The organism is Streptomyces sp. SID5643, assembly GCF_009872555.1.
Classification (GTDB): domain Bacteria; phylum Actinomycetota; class Actinomycetes; order Streptomycetales; family Streptomycetaceae; genus Streptomyces; species Streptomyces iakyrus.
Genome location: NZ_WWIC01000001.1, coordinates 34,943 through 52,921, shown reverse-complemented (window position 1 = coordinate 52,921; position 17,979 = coordinate 34,943). Strand labels below are relative to the sequence as shown.

General features: G+C 73.6%; 15 protein-coding genes. 8 read left to right on the top strand and 7 right to left on the bottom strand.

Features of this window, described 5'->3' with window-relative positions; all coding sequences use genetic code 11:
- Window positions 1–365, bottom strand: a 365-nt coding sequence (locus tag GTY56_RS00245; RefSeq protein ID WP_524540061.1) for a hypothetical protein, incomplete at its 3' end; no start/stop codon positions are given.
- 779 nt (window positions 366–1,144) lie between these two features.
- On the opposite strand from GTY56_RS00245, the gene GTY56_RS00240 reads away from it, so the two are divergent.
- Window positions 1,145–3,241 (top strand): alkaline phosphatase PhoX, encoded by a 2,097-nt coding sequence (locus GTY56_RS00240; protein WP_161361289.1) that lies wholly within the window; start codon window positions 1,145–1,147, stop codon window positions 3,239–3,241.
- A gap of 40 nt (window positions 3,242–3,281) precedes the next feature.
- Here the strand turns inward: GTY56_RS00240 and GTY56_RS00235 are convergent, their stop codons facing one another.
- A complete protein-coding gene (locus GTY56_RS00235; RefSeq protein ID WP_161361287.1) occupies window positions 3,282–4,241 on the bottom strand; it encodes a LysR family transcriptional regulator in 960 nt (319 codons plus the stop codon).
- 173 nt (window positions 4,242–4,414) lie between these two features.
- On the opposite strand from GTY56_RS00235, the gene snpA reads away from it, so the two are divergent.
- On the top strand, window positions 4,415–5,089 hold the full coding sequence (snpA, locus tag GTY56_RS00230; protein WP_161361286.1) for a snapalysin: 675 nt from the start codon (window positions 4,415–4,417) through the stop codon (window positions 5,087–5,089).
- Window positions 5,090–5,167: 78 nt separating this feature from the next.
- Here snpA and GTY56_RS00225 read toward each other — a convergent pair whose 3' ends face one another.
- Together GTY56_RS00225 and GTY56_RS00220 are read right to left on the bottom strand one after the other, a co-directional pair.
- A complete protein-coding gene (locus GTY56_RS00225) occupies window positions 5,168–6,169 on the bottom strand; it encodes an endonuclease/exonuclease/phosphatase family protein (RefSeq protein WP_161361283.1) in 1,002 nt (333 codons plus the stop codon).
- 61 nt (window positions 6,170–6,230) lie between these two features.
- Window positions 6,231–7,040, bottom strand: a complete 810-nt coding sequence (locus GTY56_RS00220) for an alpha/beta fold hydrolase (RefSeq protein WP_161361281.1) — start codon at window positions 7,038–7,040, stop codon at window positions 6,231–6,233.
- A 79-nt stretch (window positions 7,041–7,119) separates the two neighbouring features.
- Here GTY56_RS00220 and GTY56_RS00215 point away from each other — a divergent pair, with 79 nt between their 5' ends.
- Entirely contained in the window at window positions 7,120–8,466 is a 1,347-nt protein-coding gene (locus GTY56_RS00215; RefSeq protein WP_161361279.1) for an aminotransferase-like domain-containing protein, read from the top strand.
- Here the strand turns inward: GTY56_RS00215 and GTY56_RS00210 are convergent.
- Together GTY56_RS00210 and GTY56_RS00205 are read right to left on the bottom strand one after the other, a co-directional pair.
- On the bottom strand, window positions 8,363–9,331 hold the full coding sequence (locus tag GTY56_RS00210) for a hypothetical protein (RefSeq protein ID WP_346345389.1): 969 nt from the start codon (window positions 9,329–9,331) through the stop codon (window positions 8,363–8,365). The genes GTY56_RS00215 and GTY56_RS00210 overlap by 104 nt on opposite strands.
- Before the next feature lie 138 nt (window positions 9,332–9,469).
- Window positions 9,470–9,910: a hypothetical protein gene (locus GTY56_RS00205; RefSeq protein ID WP_161361277.1), complete on the bottom strand. Its 441-nt coding sequence runs from the start codon at window positions 9,908–9,910 to the stop codon at window positions 9,470–9,472.
- 121 nt (window positions 9,911–10,031) lie between these two features.
- Between GTY56_RS00205 and GTY56_RS00200 the strand changes: the two genes are divergently transcribed.
- Together GTY56_RS00200 and GTY56_RS00195 are read left to right on the top strand one after the other, a co-directional pair.
- Window positions 10,032–11,252, top strand: coding sequence for a PP2C family protein-serine/threonine phosphatase (locus GTY56_RS00200; RefSeq protein ID WP_346345388.1), 1,221 nt, complete (start codon window positions 10,032–10,034; stop codon window positions 11,250–11,252).
- A gap of 65 nt (window positions 11,253–11,317) precedes the next feature.
- The gene (locus tag GTY56_RS00195; RefSeq protein WP_161361273.1) at window positions 11,318–12,427 is read left to right on the top strand and encodes a hypothetical protein; all 1,110 of its coding nucleotides are present in this window, start codon (window positions 11,318–11,320) and stop codon (window positions 12,425–12,427) included.
- Between the two features lie 41 nt (window positions 12,428–12,468).
- On the opposite strand, the gene GTY56_RS00190 is transcribed toward GTY56_RS00195, so the two are convergent.
- Window positions 12,469–13,029: a hypothetical protein gene (locus GTY56_RS00190; RefSeq protein WP_161361271.1), complete on the bottom strand. Its 561-nt coding sequence runs from the start codon at window positions 13,027–13,029 to the stop codon at window positions 12,469–12,471.
- Window positions 13,030–13,676: 647 nt separating this feature from the next.
- Between GTY56_RS00190 and GTY56_RS00185 the strand changes: the two genes are divergently transcribed.
- Genes GTY56_RS00185 through GTY56_RS00175 form a run of 3 tightly spaced genes read left to right on the top strand, consistent with a single transcriptional unit; the run spans window position 13,677 to window position 17,948 of the window.
- Window positions 13,677–14,012: a hypothetical protein gene (locus GTY56_RS00185; RefSeq protein ID WP_346345387.1), complete on the top strand. Its 336-nt coding sequence runs from the start codon at window positions 13,677–13,679 to the stop codon at window positions 14,010–14,012.
- A gap of 4 nt (window positions 14,013–14,016) precedes the next feature.
- The gene (locus tag GTY56_RS00180) at window positions 14,017–16,551 is read left to right on the top strand and encodes a substrate-binding domain-containing protein (RefSeq protein WP_161361267.1); all 2,535 of its coding nucleotides are present in this window, start codon (window positions 14,017–14,019) and stop codon (window positions 16,549–16,551) included.
- A complete protein-coding gene (locus GTY56_RS00175) occupies window positions 16,551–17,948 on the top strand; it encodes an extracellular solute-binding protein (protein ID WP_161361265.1) in 1,398 nt (465 codons plus the stop codon). Before GTY56_RS00180 ends, GTY56_RS00175 begins: the two co-directional genes overlap by 1 nt.
- Window positions 17,949–17,979 lie beyond the last annotated feature (31 nt).

Genomic DNA, 17,979 nt, shown 5'->3' with positions numbered 1-17,979 from the left:
GGCTCGGCTTCGGCCTTGGGCTCGGCTTCGGCCTTGGGCTCGGCCTCGGGCTTCGGCTTGGGCTCGGGCGTCGCCTCGGCTGCCGGCTTCGAGTCCGTCGCCGGCGCAGCCGCGGGGGCCTCTGCCGCTGCCGGTTCCTCTGCCTTCGGCTCGGGCTTCGCTTCCGGCTTCGCTTCCGCTTCCGCCGGTGCGCCGGCCTTGGCCGCAGCGTTCGCGTCCGCTTCCGCCTCGTCCGCCTCAGGCTGCGCGTCAGCCTCGGCTGCTGCCTTCGTGTCCTTCGCCGTCGCCGTCGCCGTCGCGGGCGCGGGCTCGGACTGAGCCTCGTCGTCCGCCGCCGGGTCGTCCTCAGGCTTCTCCGAGGACATCGACTCCGGCTCCTCCGTCGAAGTCACCTCGGCCCGGGCCTGAGACGCCGTCTCGGCTTCGGGCTCGGCCTCCGCCTTCCCCGCCGTCGCCTCCTCCGTGACAGCCGGCCCCGCAGCCGCAGCCGGCTCCTCCGCACCCCCCTTCCCCTCACCGCTCGCCCGTTCCCCCTCCGCCGAGCGCGTCGGCCTCGGGACGGTCACGTTGTCGAAGGCCGCCGACACCAGATCGTGTTCGTCGGAGTCGGATGACGACGTGCGGGGCTCGGGGACGCCGGCCTTGGGCGTGGGGTTCGGTTCCGGGGAGGGGGACGGGACCTTCGGGTCCGTGGCGGGGGTCGCTGCCGGGGTCCGGTCGGCAGGTGCGGGCGTTTCGCCGCCGGCCCGGTCCTCGGAACCGCCGGTCTCAACGGCGGTCGTCGTCCGCGCCGCACCCTCCGCCTCGGCGGTCCGTGACTTGCGGGACCGACCGAACGCGTTCCGCAACCGAGTGAGAATGCCCATGTGCGCGCAACCCTTCGCGTGAGTTGAAGCCGTCAATCCCTGGCCAGGACGGACACGTAAGGTTAGCGGCCCTCCTGTGTGATCTTGGGCAGGGTCTGTTGTGCCGGGTTCACCCTGTCAAGGAGACATCCGGCCGGTGCAGGTGTCGCCGGGCTTGATCGTCGCAACCCCCGTACGGCGGCCGGGGGTTCATCCGTTGTTCACCAGGGCGCCCGGCTCTCGCGCATATGTGCCCCTACGGTCACGCTGACACCAAGGGCATCCAAGGAGAGAGCAAAGTGCGCAAGCTGCTGCCGTTGATCGGAACGCTGTCCGGTTCACACCCCGGCGGCCGGTCCGCCATGACCTGCCGTTTCCGGTGTGGTGACGCCTGCTTCCACGAGGTGCCCAACACCAGCTCCAACGAGTACGTCGGTGACGTGATCGCCGGTGCGATCGGCCGCCGGTCGATGATGCGGGCCGCGGCCGTGGTGACCGTGGCCGCCGCGGGAGCGGGTGCCGCCGGTGTCGCGCAGGCTCCACGGGCCGCCGCCGCCCCGGCGACCGGCGCCCCGTCCGCCGCTGCCGCCTCCGAGGCCGCCCGGCGCAAGCACAAGGGCGCGCGCGGGCTGCGCTTCGCGCCCGTCGAGCCGAACACCGCCGACGCGGTGACCGTGCCGGACGGCTACCGGCAGAACGTCGTGATCCGCTGGGGCGAGCCCATCCTGCGCGGTGCGCCCGCCTTCGACCCGGAGAAGCAGACCGCGAAGGCGCAGGCCGGGCAGTTCGGGTACAACTGCGACTTCCTCGCCCTGCTCCCGCTGCCCGGGGAGCGCAACCGGCAGCTGCTCGTCGCCAACCACGAGTACACCGACGAGATCCTGATGTTCCGCGGCTACGACGCCGCGAACCCGACCCGCGAGCAGGCCGAGATCGCCTGGGCGGCGCACGGGCTGTCCGCCGTCGTGGTGGAGGGCGACCGCAAGAGCGGCAAGCTCACCGCCGTCCGCCGGCACGAGCTGAACCGGCGCGTCACCGCCACCACCGAGTTCCGCCTGACCGGCCCCGTCGCCGGGTCCGAGCTCGTGAAGACCTCCGCCGACCCGACCGGCACCAAGGTGCTCGGCACCCTCAACAACTGCTCCGGCGGTGTCACCCCGTGGGGCACGACCCTGCACGGCGAGGAGAACTTCAACCAGTACTTCGCCAACAGCAGCCGGGCGACCGACAAGCGGTACGGGATCGGGACCGGGGCCAGCGAGCGGAAGTGGGAGCGGTTCGACCAGCGGTTCGACGTCGCCCGGGAGCCCAACGAGGTGCACCGGTTCGGCTACGTCGTGGAGTTCGACCCGTACGACCCCACCTCCACGCCCCGCAAGCACACCGCTCTCGGACGGTTCAAGCACGAGGCCGCGACCGTGCGGCTCACCCGCGACGGCCGTCCGGTCGTGTACTCCGGTGACGACGAGCGCTTCGACTACTTCTACAAGTTCGTCGGCAGCAAGCGGATGCGGCACGGTTCGTCGCGGTCCGTGCGCGAGCACAACCTCTCCCTCCTCGACGAGGGCACGCTGTACGTCGCCAAGCTCACCGGTGACTCCCCCGCCATCGAGATCGACGGCACGGGCAAGCTGCCGAACGACGGCGAGTTCGACGGGAGCGGCGAGTGGATTCCGCTGGCCACCGCCACCGCGAAGGGCGCCGTCTCGCACGTGGACGGGATGAGCGCCGAGGAGGTGTTCGTCTTCACGCGGCTCGCCGGTGACAAGGTGGGCGCCACCAAGATGGACCGGCCCGAGGACATCGAGCCGAACCCGGTGACCGGCAAGGTGTACGTCGCCCTCACCAACAACAGCAACCGGGGCGTCGGCTCCAACGCCAAGGCGGACGAGGCCAACCCGCGCAACGCCAACAAGCACGGGCACGTGCTGGAGCTCACCGAGCGCTGGAACCGGCCCGAGAGCACCCGTTTCGCCTGGTCGCTGTTCCTGGTCGCCGGTGACCCGGACGACCCGGCGACCTACTTCGCCGGGTTCCCGAAGGACGCCGTCAGCCAGATCTCCTGCCCGGACAACGTGGCCTTCGACCCCTACGGCAACCTGTGGATCTCCACCGACGGCGCCCAGCTCGGCTCGCACGACGGCCTGTTCGGTGTGGCGACCCGGGGTGAGCGGCGCGGCGAGCTCAAGCAGTTCCTGACCGTGCCGAAGGGCGCCGAGACCTGTGGCCCGATCATCCAGGACCGGCGGGTCCTGGTCGCCGTGCAGCACCCGGGCGAGATCGACGGCGCGTCGGTGGAGAAGCCCGCCAGCACCTGGCCCGACGGGCCCGGGACCTACGTCCGTCCGGCCGTCGTGGCCGTGTGGCGTGCCGACGGGTGCGACATCGGCGTCTGAGACGTCCGGCGGCGAGCGGTTCACGCCGGCGGCCGGCGGTTCAGGGGAGGGCCGGACTCGGGGGTCCGAGAGGGCCGCCGGGCGCCGGCCGTTCCCGCTCCTGCCACTCCCGGTACGCCGGTGCCTGCCGCGCGACCTCCCCGTACGCCTCCTCCAGCGCGGGGTAGACGCCGTCCAGGTCGGTCTCCGTGCGGGCCGCGGCGAGCAGCCGTACGCCGAGCGGGTCGCCCTTGATGCGGCGTACCGCCATGTCGGGGCGGGGGGCGCGGGTCGGCTGGCAGACGGTGACGACCTCTCCGGTCGCGACCAGGGCGTCGGCCGTGTGGTAGTCGCCGTGCAGGACGTGCGGTCTGACGCGGGCGGCGCGGAACATCCGCTGGACGGCGTCCCATTCGCCGTCGACCGTGGGATCGATCATCCAGCGGTCACCGGCCAGGTCGGCCAGTTCCACCTCCTGCTTCACGGCCGCCGGGTGGTCGACGGGCAGCGACACGCACTGCGGTTCGCGCTCGACCAGGACGCGCAGCCGGAGCTCCGCCGGGATGCGCAGCGGGCAGCCCTCCACCTCGTGCACGAAGGCGACGTCGAGCTGACCGTCGGCGACCATGCGGAGCAGGGCGTTGGGAGAGACGTTCATATGGAGGCTGGGGTTCCGGCCGTGGGCGCGCAGCCGGCGCAGCCAGCCCGCGAGGGCCTTGCTCGCCGTCGAGCCGATGCGCAGCTCGGCGCCGCCGGACGCCGCCGCTCTCGCCTCGGTGACCAGCAGGTGCAGTTCGGCCATCAGCGGGCGGGCGCGGCTCAGCACGAGGCGGCCCAGCGGTGTGGGGCGGCAGCCGGTGTGGGAGCGCAGGAAGAGCACGCCGCCCAGCTCCTGCTCGATGCGGCGCAGTTGTGTGCTCAACGACGGCTGGGCCACGCCCAGTTGCCGGGCGGCGCGGTGCAGACTGCCGGTGTCGGCGATGGCGCACAGCGCGCGGAGGTGCCTCACCTCGAGCTCCATGCCCTGTGAGGCTAAGGCGGAATCGCGGCGTTAACCAGCCACATAATTCATCGCTGAACCAGGTGAATTGGGCAGCCGATAGCGTCGTCCTATCCCTGGTTGCCATCATCACAGGCGCCGCACAGGCATCGAAACTCACCGGTGAGACTCAACCCCCACCCAAGGAGTTCTCGATGCGAAAGACCACGTCCGCCCTGGCGGTTCTCGGCCTCGGCCTCGTGACGGCCGGTCTCGGCACGGCGGTTCCCGCCGCGGCGGCCCCGGTCACCGAGCCGCACGCCGGGTTCGTCGCCCCGTCGGCCGCCTCCTCCCGATCCGCCGACTCCGACGCGAGAGCCTTCTTCCAGGCCGTCCTCGCGTCCGTAGCCGAGAAGCGTGCCGAGAACCCGAGCGCCGCCGCGGCCGTCACCGTCGTCTACGACGCCTCCCGCGCGCCCACGTTCCGGACGCAGATAGCGCGCAGCACCCAGATATGGAACAGCTCGGTGTCGAACGTGAAGCTCCAGTCGGGCTCCGCGTCGGCGGCCGACTTCAGCTACCGGGAGGGCAACGACTCCCGAGGCTCGTACGCCTCCACCGACGGCCGGGGCAACGGCTACATCTTCCTGGACTACCGGCAGAACCAGCAGTACGACTCCACGCGGGTCACCGCCCACGAGACGGGTCACGTCCTCGGTCTTCCCGACCACTACCAGGGCCCGTGCAGTGAGCTGATGTCCGGTGGCGGCCCCGGCCCGTCCTGCACCAACGCCAACCCGAACGCGGCCGAGCGGGCCCGTGTCGACCGGCTGTGGGCCAGTGGCCTGGCGGCGGCGATGGACAAGGCCCTGGAGAAGTCGGCCCGTTGATACCCCATGCGGATACGGCCGTCCTGCTGGTGCGGGGCGGCCGTATCCGTGTCCGCGGAACGTGCCGACCGGGCCCGGTCAGCGGCCCTCGTGGAGCGTGAGGTCCGTGATGACCGCACGGTGGTCGGTGTCGGCCAGGTCCAGGATGCGCGTGCGGCTCGCGCCGAAGTCCTCCGAGACCAGGACGTGGTCGATCTGCACGCCGAGCGTGGGTGCCGTCCGGGCCGGCCAGGTGGCCGTACGGTCGGCGCCGTCCAGCCGGGAGGCGTCGCGCAGGCCCGTGTCGAGGATGCGGCGGAAGGCCGCGTGGTCCTGGGAGGCGTTGAAGTCCCCGGCCAGGACGAGGGGGGTGCCCGGGTCGGCGGTGGCCGCCTCGCGCAGGGCGGCGAGCTCCCGGTGCCAGAGGTCCACCTGCCCGGGCAGCGGGGGCATCGGGTGGGCGAGCTGGAGCCGTACGGCGTGCCCGTCGACGTCGGCGACCGCCCCGGGCATGCCCATCGTGCCGGGTACGCCCCCGGTGGGCCGGAGCGGGAAGCGGCTGAGGATGACGGAGCCCTCGGAGCCTCCGCCCTCCACGGCCCGGCGGTGCGGGTAGTCCGCCGAGAGGTCCCGCTTCAGCAGCGCGTCGCACGCGTAGTCGCACTCCTCCACGAAGACCACGTCCGGTTTCTCGCGGCGGACGGCGGTGACGAGGGAGGCCGTGCCCTGACCGAACTCGACGTTGGAGGTCAGCACGCGCAGATCGGCGACCGGGCGGCCCACGGGGTCGCCGGCCTTGCCGTACGGCTCGATGAACCAGGCCAGCAGGCCGAGCAGGACGACGCCCCAGACCGTGCCGGGCCACCAGCGGGACAGCAGCGTGAGCAGCAGCGCCACGGCGGTGGGGACGAGCAGCCAGGGGAGGAACGCGAGGAGCTGCGGGACGGGGGTGATGCCGTCGCTGTCGGCGGCCCGGAAGCCGACGACCACGCTCACTCCGGCGCACAGCAGGGCGGCACACCAGGCGCCGAGCCGCCGTCCGGGCGGGCGGTGCTCCCGCCCGTCGTCCCTGGCGGTCCACTCGGCAGCGGCGGTGTCCAAGGCCCGGCCTTCCGTTCGCGGTGAGGTATGCCCGAATCCTCCCTCACAGGCGAATCCTCCCTCAAAGACGGGGTGGGGCGGGGGAAGGTTGCCGGGCGTCGACCCGGGCCAGGAACTCCTCCAGTGCGGCGTCGAACACCTCCGGGCGTTCCAGGTTGGGCATGTGGGCCGCGCCCTCGACGATGTGCAGCTCCGCGTCCGGGAGGGCCGCGTGCAGGGCCAGGGCGTCGGAGACGGGTGTGAAGGTGTCGTCGGCTCCCACGACGACCAGGGCCGGGACGCGGACGCGCGGCAGCAGCGGGCCGTAGTCGGGGCGCCGGGCGCGGGCGCGCAGGGCCGCGGCGGCGCCCTCGGGGGCGGTGGCGGTCATCATGCCGTGGACGTGCGCCTTGACCTCGGCGGACGCGTAGGGGGCGACCATGCGCCCCAGGACCTCGTCGGCGTAGCCGCGCATGCCCTCGGCGAGGAGCCGGTCCGCCATGGCGTCGCGGGTGCGCACGCCCTCGGGGGTCTCCGCGGACGGGAAGGTGTCCGCGAGGACCAGGCCGCGGACCCGCTCGGGGAACAGCCGGTAGCAGTCCATGACGATCTGCCCGCCCATCGACAGGCCCGCGAGGACGAACGACTCCACGCCCAGCTCGTCCAGCAGGGCCTCGACGTCCCGGGCGAAGTCCGAGAAGTCCGTGACGGCCGGGGTCGTGGGGGAGGCGCCGTAGCCGCGCAGGTCGGGGGCGACGACGCGGCGGGTACCCGGGAAGTTCGCGAGCTGCGGGGCCCACATCGTGCGGTCGAAGGGATGGCCGTGGACGAGGACCAGGGGGACCCGATGCGTGTCGGGGCCTTTGTCCTCGTATGCGAGGAAGGGTGCCATGACGTCGACCCTAGGCCGCCCAACTACTCGGTGCAATAAGATCTTTGCTCTCGGTGCAATCCAAGGGGGAGACCGGCTGATGAGTGACTACCGGCGTATCGCCGACCGCATCGCCGACGACATCGCCACCGGCCGGCTGCGGCCCGGCCAACGGCTGCCGCCGCAGCGGGCGTTCGCACGCCGGCGGGGTATCGCCCCGTCCACGGCCGGACGGGTCTACGGCGAACTCGTGCGGCGCGGGCTGGTCGTCGGGGAGGTCGGGCGCGGCACCTTCGTGCGGGCCGCTCCGGACGGCCCGGCGGGGCAGGCGCTCACCGAGCCCGGTCCGGCCGCCGCGCCCGTGAACCTGGAGCTCAACTACCCCGTCGCGCCCGGCCAGCCGGAGCTGCTCGCCCCGGTCCTCGCGCCGCTGCTGCGCCCCGACGTGCTGGCCGAGGCGCTGTTACCGGCCGCCGCCACCGGCACCGGGGCCGCCCGGGAGGCCGCGGCCACGCTGCTCACCACCCCCGGCTGGCGCCCCGCCCCGGAGCGGCTGCTGTTCACCGGCAACGCCCGGCAGGCCATCGCCGCGGTGCTGGCCTCGCTGGTCCGGCCGGGCGGCCGGGTCGGGGTGGAGCAGCTGACGTATCCGCTGGTCAAGGAGATCGCGGTGCGGCTCGGCATCACCCTGGTGCCGCTGGCCGGGGACGCGGCCGGGCTGCTCCCTGAGGCCGTCGCGGCCGCGCACCGCTCGGCGCCGCTGTCCGCCCTCTACGTGCAGCCGACCCTGCACAACCCCACGTCCCTGACGACGACCCGGCCGCGGCTGCTCCAACTCGCCCAGCTGGTCCACGATCTGAACCTGCCGGTGGTGGAGGACCGCATCTGGTCCTTCCTCCGGGAGCCAGGTGATCCGCTCGCTGTGCACGCCCCGGCCCTCACCCACGTCGTCGACGGGCTCTCCAAGCGGGTCGCCCCGGGGCTCACCGCCGGGTTCCTCGTCGTGCCGCCGCAGCGGGTCGCCGCGGTGGGCGACGCCGTGCGGTCGGGCGGGTGGAGCGCGGGGCGGTTCGCGCTGGAGGCGGCCGTGCGGTGGACCGGGGAGGGGACGGTGGCGCGGCTGGTGGAGGTCAAGCGGGCGGACGCGGTACGGCGGCAGCGGATCCTCGCCGAGGAACTGGCGGGCTTCACCGTGCGGTCCGACCCGGGGTCCTACTTCGCCTGGTGGGAGCTGCCCGCCCCGTGGCGCGCGGACACCTTCACGGCCGCCGCCGCCGCGCACGGCATCGCCGTCACGCCCGGCCCCGCGTTCGCCGTGGCCCCGGGGCACACGCCCGACGCCGTCAGGCTCGGGCTCGCGTCGGCGCCGGAACCGGATCTGCGACGGGCGCTGCGGACCCTCGCGCACGTCGCCGCGCGGCGAGCCGGGGACCGTACCGGCCCGTGATCCAGGCACCGGCCGCCACCGCAAGGCCCACCGCGCACAGCAGCCAGGACACCGTGCGCAGGGTGGCCGTCAGCGCGTCGTAGACCGCGCCCGCGGCCGGGCGGTGGAGGGCGTCGGGCAGGTCGGCGAGGGTGAGGCGGCGGCCGATCGCGACGGCGAGGACCAGCAGCGCGCCTCCCAGGGCCGTGCCCAGGGCGAGGGCGGTGACCGCGCGGCGGCGGCACGCGGCGACGGCGATCCCGGCGACCGCGAGGACGGCGGCGGCCGACGGCAGCCAGAAGGCGGCGGTGTCCAGCACGTGGTACCCCTTGCGCAGTCGGTCCACGTCCTCGGCCGGCAGCACCGGGACCCGCGCATGCGTGACCGGGATGCGGTGGGCGAAGGGCACGTGGTCGTCGGAGAGTTGCTGTTTGACGCGGGCGATGACGGGTGCGGCGTCGACGGTGACGGGGGTTCCGCGGGAGCCGTCGTCGCGCAGGGCGCGCAGCACCGCGTCGTGCACGGTCTCGTTCGCCGCGTCCCAGGCCGTGCGATACGCCTCGGTGCGGGTGAAGGAGCGCGCCGCTTCGTGCACGAACGGGCCGATCTCCCCACGCGGCGCAGCGGAGCCGGCCGCGGGCGCGGCCTCCCGCAGGACGCCGTCCGCGACGGCCCGGGCGACCGCGCCCCGCACATCCGGGTCGGCGGCGAGCGGTGCCATCGTCCGGACCCAGCGGCCGGTGTCGGTGAGCCCGTGGGCCGCCCAGGACGCCAGTGCCCCGAACGGCACCAGCAGGCACGCCAGGGTGAGCAGAACGGCCGACAGGACGTTCCGCGATCGTGGGGGCGCCTTCTCGGCTACGGGCGCCCGGTCTCGCTCGGACACCCCTCCAGGCAAGACGCCCCGGGCCCGGCCCGCGAGCGCTGCGACGGCGTCCGGTCGCGCCGCAGCACACTCCACCTGCGGGAAGCGGCCGTCACGGGCCCTCCGGCGGACTCACCCGAACGGGTGTCCCGGTCCCCGTCAGCCGATCCGCCGGCCCTCGGCGTCCTCGTGTGTGTAGTAGCGGTAGAACACCATCGCGAGGACGGCCGCCCCCACCAGCAGCCCGAGGCCGCTGGAGCTGAACGCGGAGGCGCCGGTCTGGCTGTAGAGGAAGCCGACCGCGCAGCCCGAAAAGACGAACCAGCACAACGCGTGCAGCTCGCGCGGCAGCCGCGGGGCCAGCGCGCACACGGCGGCGAACAGCACGGCGAACACGAGCGCCGTGACGAAGCCGAACAGCAGGTTCCAGCCGGTGATGGGTCCGCCGTGACGCTGGTTGGCCGCGGCCCAGAAGCCGTAGACCAGTCCGAGCACCACGGGCAGGCCGACCTTCACGGCGGCGTGGACCCGCGGGCCGAACACGTCGGGCCTGCGACGCTTGGTGATCATCCTGCGTGAGGCGGGTGCCGCATGAGCCATGACAGCTCTCCTCTCTGTCCCTGCCCCTGGAACCAGGGCACACCGGCGGGCAGCCGGTGGCAAGTCGGCGGAGCGGCCCGAACGGGATGCGGCCGCTGCGGCCCCGTGCTTCGCTGGGGCCGTGAGCCGCCACGGCAGGGGGCAGCGCCCGCTCGTCCGGCACGCCCGGGCCGGGGGCCGGGACGTCGTGCGGCGGCAGGAGCTGCTGCGGGTGCGGGGCCGCAGCGTGGCCTGGGTGCCGCCGCTGCTGCTGCTCGTCGCCATCGCGGTGGCCGACTACCACACCATCGGCGAGTTCCGCATGATCTCCTGGATCGTGCTGGTGCCGGGGATCGCGGCAGCGCTCTGCGGGGTGTGGGGCACGGCCCTGTTCGCGGTCGTCTCGCTGGTGACGTACGTCGTCGCCGACAGCGCCTGGCCGCACGAGTACCGGGCCGGCCGCGGCGACTTCGTCCTGGTCGCCCTGGGCGGCATCCTCGCCGTCCTGGCCTGCGCGATCCGGGTGCGCGACGAGCACCGCGCGCTGCACATGGGGGACGTCACCGACACCATCCGCCGTACCGTGCTGCGCCCGCTGCCGCCGGGCTGGGGCGGCCTCGACCATGCCGGTGTCTACCTCACCGCCGACGCCCACGCCCGCGTCGGCGGCGACTTCTACGACATCCAGCCCGGCCCGCACGGCACCCGCGTCCTCGTCGGCGACGTGCAGGGCAAGGGCCTGGGCGCGGTGGAGGCGGCGGCCGCGCTGCTCGGCACGTTCCGCGAGGCCGCGTACCACGAGGCGGACCTGGCGACCGTCGCCGAGCGGCTGGAGACGCGGATGATCCGGCACCGCGGGCACACCGTCGCCCTGGGCCGCTCGGACGGCGACAGGTTCGCCACGGCCGTCCTGCTCGCCTTCCCCGACGACGAGCAGCAGGCGGTGGACGTCCTGCTGTTCGGGCACGATCCGCCGCTCGCCGTCGGGCCGGGCGGGGTGCGCACGCTGTCGGCCGGGGCCGGACTGCCGCTCGGCTGCCGGGAGCTGGCGCCCGGGCCGCCCGGGACCCGGCGGTGGCGGGTCGCCGGCGACGAGACGGTGCTGCTGGTGACGGACGGCGTGACGGAGACCCGGGACGGCGCCGGGTCCTTCTATCCGCTCGCCGACGAGGTGTCCCGGGCCGTCGCCGAGGACCCGGGCGTGGCCGAACCCGCCCGCCTGGCCGCCTTCGTACGGGACGGCACACTGCGGCACGGCGGCGGGCACCTCGCCGACGACACGACCGTGTTCGCCGTGCGCAGGGCTCCGGCCCACCGGAGACCGGGGAGCGAAGCCCCCGAAGGCGGACGTTTGCGGTCCTGAGACCCTCCTTCGCAGCCGCAGCGGTTACGGTGCTGGCGTACGTGATCGACACAGGGGGTGGGGCGATGCCCGGAACCGTGCTGCTGCTGGCGGCCTCGCCGGTGGGCAAGGGGCGCCTCGTGGACGCCGCCTCCGTGCTCCCCGTCCTCGCCGCCGTGGCACCCGCGGTGCTGTCCGGCACCGACACCGCGAACGTCGTCGAACTCGCCGACCCGCTGGAGCCGCAGGCCGTCCTCACCCGGCTGCGCGCCGCCGCCGCGGCACCCGGCCCCCTCACCGTGTACGTCACCGGCCAGCTCCAGCTGGACCGCCGGCAGCGCCTGCCCCACCTCGCGCTGGCCCGCACCACCGCCTCCACCGCCCGCTACACCGCCTTCCCCTGGCACTGGTTCCGGGAGGAGCTGCGGCTGAGGCCCGCCGGCGCCACGACCCTCCTGCTCGACCTGCACGCCGACGCCGAGACCTGGGAGCTGCTGCGGAGCACCCCGCTGGACTCGGGCCGCGGCAACGCCGTGCACGGCCGTATCGCGCCACCGCCGTCCAGACGCAGGGTCGCGCAGCCGGCGTACATGAAGGCCGTCGCGACGATCCTGCGCAGCGGGTTCCGGCCGCCGGCCGAGCAGTTGCACCAGCAGGCGCTGACCCGGATCGCGCCGGAGAGCGCGGGCACGGACCTGGTGCTGAGCACCCCGGGCCCGGCGGGCGGGGATCCGCACGCCGCCATCACCGCAGCCGTCCAGTCAGGCCGGCACACGGAGGCCGACGCGCTCGCCGCCCGGCACGAGCAGCTCGCCGTCGCCGCGCACGGGCCCGCGTCCGAAGAGGCCCTGCACTGGGCCGAGGTGCGGGCCGACCTGGCGATGTTCGCCGGGGACGCCGCCCGCAGCTGCCGCACCTGGCTGATGATCGCCACCGCCCGCCTGAACGCCGGGCAGGCCCCGGACGCCCCCGCCGTCGAGGCCGCCGTGGACCGGGCGCACCACCAGTGGGGCCAGGTCCACGACACCGCACCCGCCCGCGAACTGGGCGCAGCGCTCGCCGCGTTGCGCGGACGGGTGCCCGGGCGACGGGAAGGCGCGCTGGACCATGTGCAGCGCCAGCTGCGGCAGTTGCAGACGCCCGCCGGAACCGGGACACGCATCGCGGACGGGGCGGCGTTCACCCGGCCTCCGTGAACCGAGCTGCCCGGCGACGCCTCGCCGGCGCGAAGGAAGGGTCAGTCGCAGGGAGCTACGAACCTGGCCCGGTCGATGATCGCGACACCGCTCGACCACATGATCGCGGTCACCCGGGAGCAGTTGTTCCAGCCGGCGTCGTGGTTGCCCTCGCCTTTGACCGGGCCCGCGTACTGCGAGTAGGTTCCCTCGTCCACCTTGCAGGCGACGCCGGTCTTGTTCGGGCACAGCTTCAGCTTCATGCGCTTCGCCGTGCCGAGGTTGTTGTCGAACACCGCGCAGGCCCCCGACATGCTGGTCGTGGATTTCGTGTAGGTGAACAGGGTGCCGAACCGGCGGGCGTCCGGGAGCTGCTCGGCGGCCTCGAGTTCATATCCGGATCCGCACAGGGTCGCGGTGGCGCTGACGGCGGCAGGGTTCTCCGCCGCGATCGCACGCGTCCGGGCGTCACGGGCTCCGTTCTCGGAGAACGCGACACCGGTCCCGGGGACGCGCATGCTGCTGCCCGAGGGGGCGTGGCCGGCGGCACTGGCCTGCGGGGTGACGGCGAGAACGGAGACGAGGGCTGCCGCCGGGGCGATGAAACGTATCAATGTGCGCATGAAGTCAGGTACTCCTGTTCGAGGAAGAGCTGGCTCAGGACCGCACGCGTCATCTTCAGGCGCTCCGCCGGGAATGGGCATGCGTGCACCGGCGAGGGACCACCACAGGTCACATCGGTGTGCATGAAAGGCAGCGACAAGGCATGAGCGATGTTTCCCCCTGGTGAGGCTCCCGGCTGTCGGCGGGCGCCTGATGGGGCAGATTGGTCGTTCTGCCCCGTGTGCGTATGGCAATAGGCGTAGAACATAGTCGAACAGCCGACATACGGGTCGGTCGGCTGAAGGAATGGCCTGAACGCTTCATGAGGGCAGAAGGCCGCTGAAATGACGTCCCCCCGGTGCGGCCCCGCAGCTGAACAGTGCGCCTCATGTGAAGCACGGGTGAAGAGTCAGGGAGTGTGTGATCACTCCGTTGGCTGATTCCCGCCCCTGCGCGGCGGGCATCCAGCCGCGGGTACGCCCTGTCCGTCCGGCACGTGCTGTGCGGCGGCAGTGCTGACCGAGTTCGACACTTCTGGCCTGAGCCGCGTGCGCCGTGTGCGCGTGGCGCGAAAGGGGGCGTGCAACCGCTTTCGCAGGTCACGTCACAGGTCTGCCGCCGAGCCTGACCCGGTGTCATGATGTCGGGTATGACAGAGGGGGACCGAGTGGCTGTCTTAGGCGTGCGCGTCCGGCTGGGCGGCAACGCGACCGCGGACGACGTCAGAGCTCTGAAGACGTGGCTGGAGCGCGAAGAGCCGCTGGAGGCGTTGCTCTCCGGGCGGCACCTGCGCATCGACGAACAGTCCGGCACGGACGGGACCCCGGGGCGGCTCGGGCCCGACCTGCAACTCGTGCTGACGATCCTCGGTGATGTCGTCACGGTCGCGGCCCTGACCGAGTACACCGCCCGCGCGGTGAAGACCTGGACGAACAACCGGAGCAGGCTGCAGGGCGGCGATCCCGAGCCGCAGATCCGCCCACTGGACCCCGACGGGGAGTAGGCCGGTGAGCCGCTTCGACCCGCGCGGCAGGGTGAACCGGGCGCTGCTGGCGGGTGTCTCCGAGTACGACCACACGGCAGCGGACCACCCCCAGGGCGTGAGCGGTCAGCTCCCGGCCGTGCGGCACAACCGGACGAGACTGGAGGACGCGCTGCGCCGCGGCGGGGCGTTCGGCGCGGGCGAGGTGCGGGCCCTGGCCTCACCGGCCCCGGACGACTTCACGCGTGAGCTGCGCCGCGTCTGCCACGAGGCCAGAGGGCTGCTGCTGTTCTACTTCGCCGGGCACGCCGTCACCTCCACCTCCGGCAGCGAACTGCACTTGCAGATGCGCACCGCGCGGGTGCTCACGGGCAACGGGCTGCCCGGCTCGGTGGCCTTCAGCGAGGTGCTCGGCGAGCTCGCCGAGAGCAACGCCGAGCAGGTGGTGGTGATCCTCGACTGCTGCTACGCCGGCAACGCGGCGGGGATCTGGCACCGCTTCGACGACCCCAAGCGCAAGAAGCACAAGATCCTGCTGCTGATGAGCGTGCAGCCCAACCGCTGCATATTGGGCGGGGACGCCGACGCGGCGACACCGTTCACCCGCGAGGTGGCGCACGTCCTCGACGAGGGCGGCGAGGTGTGGCTCTCCGAGCTGTACACCAGGGTGAAGGAGCGGATGGCGGCGGCGAACTACCGGGCCGAGGACGACGACCCGCAGCGGCCGCAGGCGCTCGCTCCCCCCTGGAAGCAGGAGGCGGACGTACTGCTCGCGGCGGGGCCGGAGATCGTGGTGGACCGGCCCGAGCCCGCGCCCGGCGGCTGGTTCCCGTGGCTTCGGCCCCTGCTCGCCCGGGCCCGGGAGACCGTCGCCCGCTCCGGCCGTACCGCGCTGGCGGCTCTGCTCGCCGTACTCGCCACCGGCGCCGGCGGTTACGGCATCCTGGCCCTGATCGGCGACTCCGGGCCCTGCGCACCGGCCCTGGAACTGCGCGTCCTCGCCGACCCCGACCTGGAGCCGGCGGTGCGGGCGGTCGCCGACGACTACGTCACCTCGGACGCCAACACCACCGGCGAGGGCTGCCGGCGCAGCGGCGTCACCGTCAACAGCGCGGGCTCCGCAGCCGTGGTGAACGCCCTGGGCGAGCGCACCGACGCCTGGCAGCAGCCCCGGGACGACGACAACCCGCAGCGGGACATCGGCCCGCAGCCGGACGTGTGGATCCCCGCCACCGGCGCCGACGTCGACCGGGTCACCAAGGCCGCGGCCGAGCAGGACCGGATCTTCGCCCGGCTGGAACCGGAGGCCGAGCCGATCGCCTACTCGCCGGTCGTGCTGGCCGTACCAGAGGCACTGGACGCCGGCCTCGAACTCACCGGGCAGTCGCTGGACCAGCTGCTCGACTCCCTCGAACGGGTCGACGGCAAGGCCGAAGTGCACCGCCCCGACCCGGAGTTCACCGACGCGGCGCTGCTGGCCACGGCGGGCCTGTACGGCGACGCGGCCGACCCGCGCCGTGCCGAGCAGCGCTTCGCCCGGACCGAGCGGCCCGAGCCCTCGGCCGTGCGGCTGCTGTGCGCGCTGCCGGGCCGCGGCGACGCCGTGGACGACCGCGGAGCGGCGCTGGTCCCCGAGTTCCTGCTGAAGAGCGGCACCGGCTGCCACCCGGTCACCCGCGCCCGGCGCGTCGCCGCCTACCCCGACGACGTGCCCGGTCTGGAACCGGCGTTCGTGCGGGTGCGCTGGGAGGACGGCGACCGGGACGCCGCCGCGCGGGACGACGCGGTGGACCGTTTCCACAGCTGGCTGACCGGAAAGGGCGGCCGTACGGTGCTCGGCGAGCACGGCTTCAGGTCGCCGACCGGTGAGCGCGGCCTGCTCGACGCGGCACCGGTGCCCGCCGGCCTCACCGAGTCCGTCCGCCCGGCCAGGACCGCCGACCCCACGACGATGGACCAGACCCTGACGGACTACGGCGACGCGCACGGACCCGGCCGGGTGCTGTACCTCCTGGACAGCTCCGGCTCCATGGCCGGCCGGTGGGACGGCCCCAGCGGCGGCCCGGGCATCCTCAAGCAGACCCTGCCCGGGCTCGGCGGGGAGGACGAGTACGGGGTGTGGGCGGTGCACGGCACCGGCAACCGTACGCACACCGGACTGCTGCCCTTCGGCACGCACGGGCGCCGCGAGGCCGAGGCCGCCCTGGACGGCGCCGACGTACGGGACGCGGAGGCCGATCCGCCCGGCGCCCTGCTGGACGCCCTGGCGTTCATGCGGGAGCGCGGCAGCGGTGACGACCGGCCGCAGCTGATCGTGTACCTCACCGACGGCGAGGACGACGGCCGCCTGACCCGCAAGGCCCTCGACGAGGTCCTCGACCGGGCCGGCGGGGCGGGCGTCCCGGTGACCATGGTGTCCCTCAGCAGCTCGGGCTGCGACCAGGGCCGCCCCGCGACGCGCATCGCCGAGGCGAGCCGGGGCCGCTGTCTCGACGCGGGCGACGACCTCGTGCCCGCCCTGCACGACGAGGTATCCCGCATCGGATCGGGGGAGGAATGATGGCCCGCCGCCTGACGGCCGCCGCACTGTCGCTGCTGTCCCTCCTCGCGCTCGCCTCCTGCACCGGCAAGGAGGCGCCGCGGCAGCCGCAGGGCTCCGCCGACCCGCCCCGGATCGTGGTGGCCAGCGGCCAGGACGTCACCGGCAAGAACGGCATCCGCCAGCAGCTCATCGACGCCTGGAACGCCAGGGAGGGCGAACACGGCTACCGCGCCCGCCTGGTGGAGCTCCCCGGCTCCGCCGACCAGCAGCGCAGCCAGCTGCTCGGCGCGCTCCAGTCGGGCGGCGCCGAGTACGACGTGGTGAACCTGGACGTGACCTGGATCCCGGAGTTCGCCGCCGCCGGCCTGATCCGCCCGCTGACCGGCGCGGCGGTGAAGTCGCCCGACGACATCATCGAGGCCGTCGACCGGACGTCGTTCTGGGACGGCGAGCGGTACGCCGTTCCCTTCAACAGCGATGTGGGCCTGCTGTACTACCGCAAGGACCACCTGCGGGAAGCCGGAGCCTCCCAGACCGAACTGGGCCGCGGAGTGACCTGGGCCGACCTGCGGAGACTGATCGACGCCGTCAACGACGACAACACGAAGCCCGCGAACTACCAGGAGGGGTGGACCACGCAGCTCGCCGCCTACGAGGGCCGTACGGTCAACGCGATCGAGGCCTTCGCCTCGGCCGTCCCGGACTTCGCGCTCACCGACGAGGACGGCCGGTACACCGCCGACGAGGCGCAGTTGACGGCCGGAGTGACCGAACTGCGGGAGCGCACGGCGTCGCCGTACACGCTCGAAGAGACCCCCGGGTACCGCGAGGCCGAGTCGCTCAGCGCCTTCGCGGAGGGCCGCACGACGTTCCTGCGGCACTGGCCGTACGTCTATCCGGCCCTGTACGAGAGGTTCAAGGGGGAGCTCGGCGTGACCCGGCTGCCCGGCAAGGCCGTGCTCGGCGGGCAGAACCTGGCCGTCACCTCGAACACGTCCGAGCAGCGGGCCGCCAAGGCCGCCGAGCTGATCGCGTTCCTGACGGACCCCGACAGCGAGCGCTGCCTGCTGCGCGCCGGGTTCGCCGCGACCCGCACCTCCGCCTACGAGAATCCCGGCGGCACCCCCGAGTGCCGGCACGCCTCCGCGTACTCCGCAGACCCCTCGGCGTCCCCCACCGGCGAGAGCGCCGAGGTCAAGGCCCCCGACGGGCTCGCCGGCGGCGTCAGCTACTCCCGCGACATCCTGCTGCCCTCCCTGAGCCAGGCGGTACAGCGCCCCCGCACACCGCTGTACGGTGCCGTCACCCAGATCCTCATCACCGAACTCGGCGCCCTGTACGGCCGCCGCCCGCCGGGGGACGCGCAGGTGGCGAAGAACCTCGACGAGGCGTTGAGCAAGGTGCTGCCCGGCTGATCCTGATCCGGTCGACCCGGTTGCGCCTGCC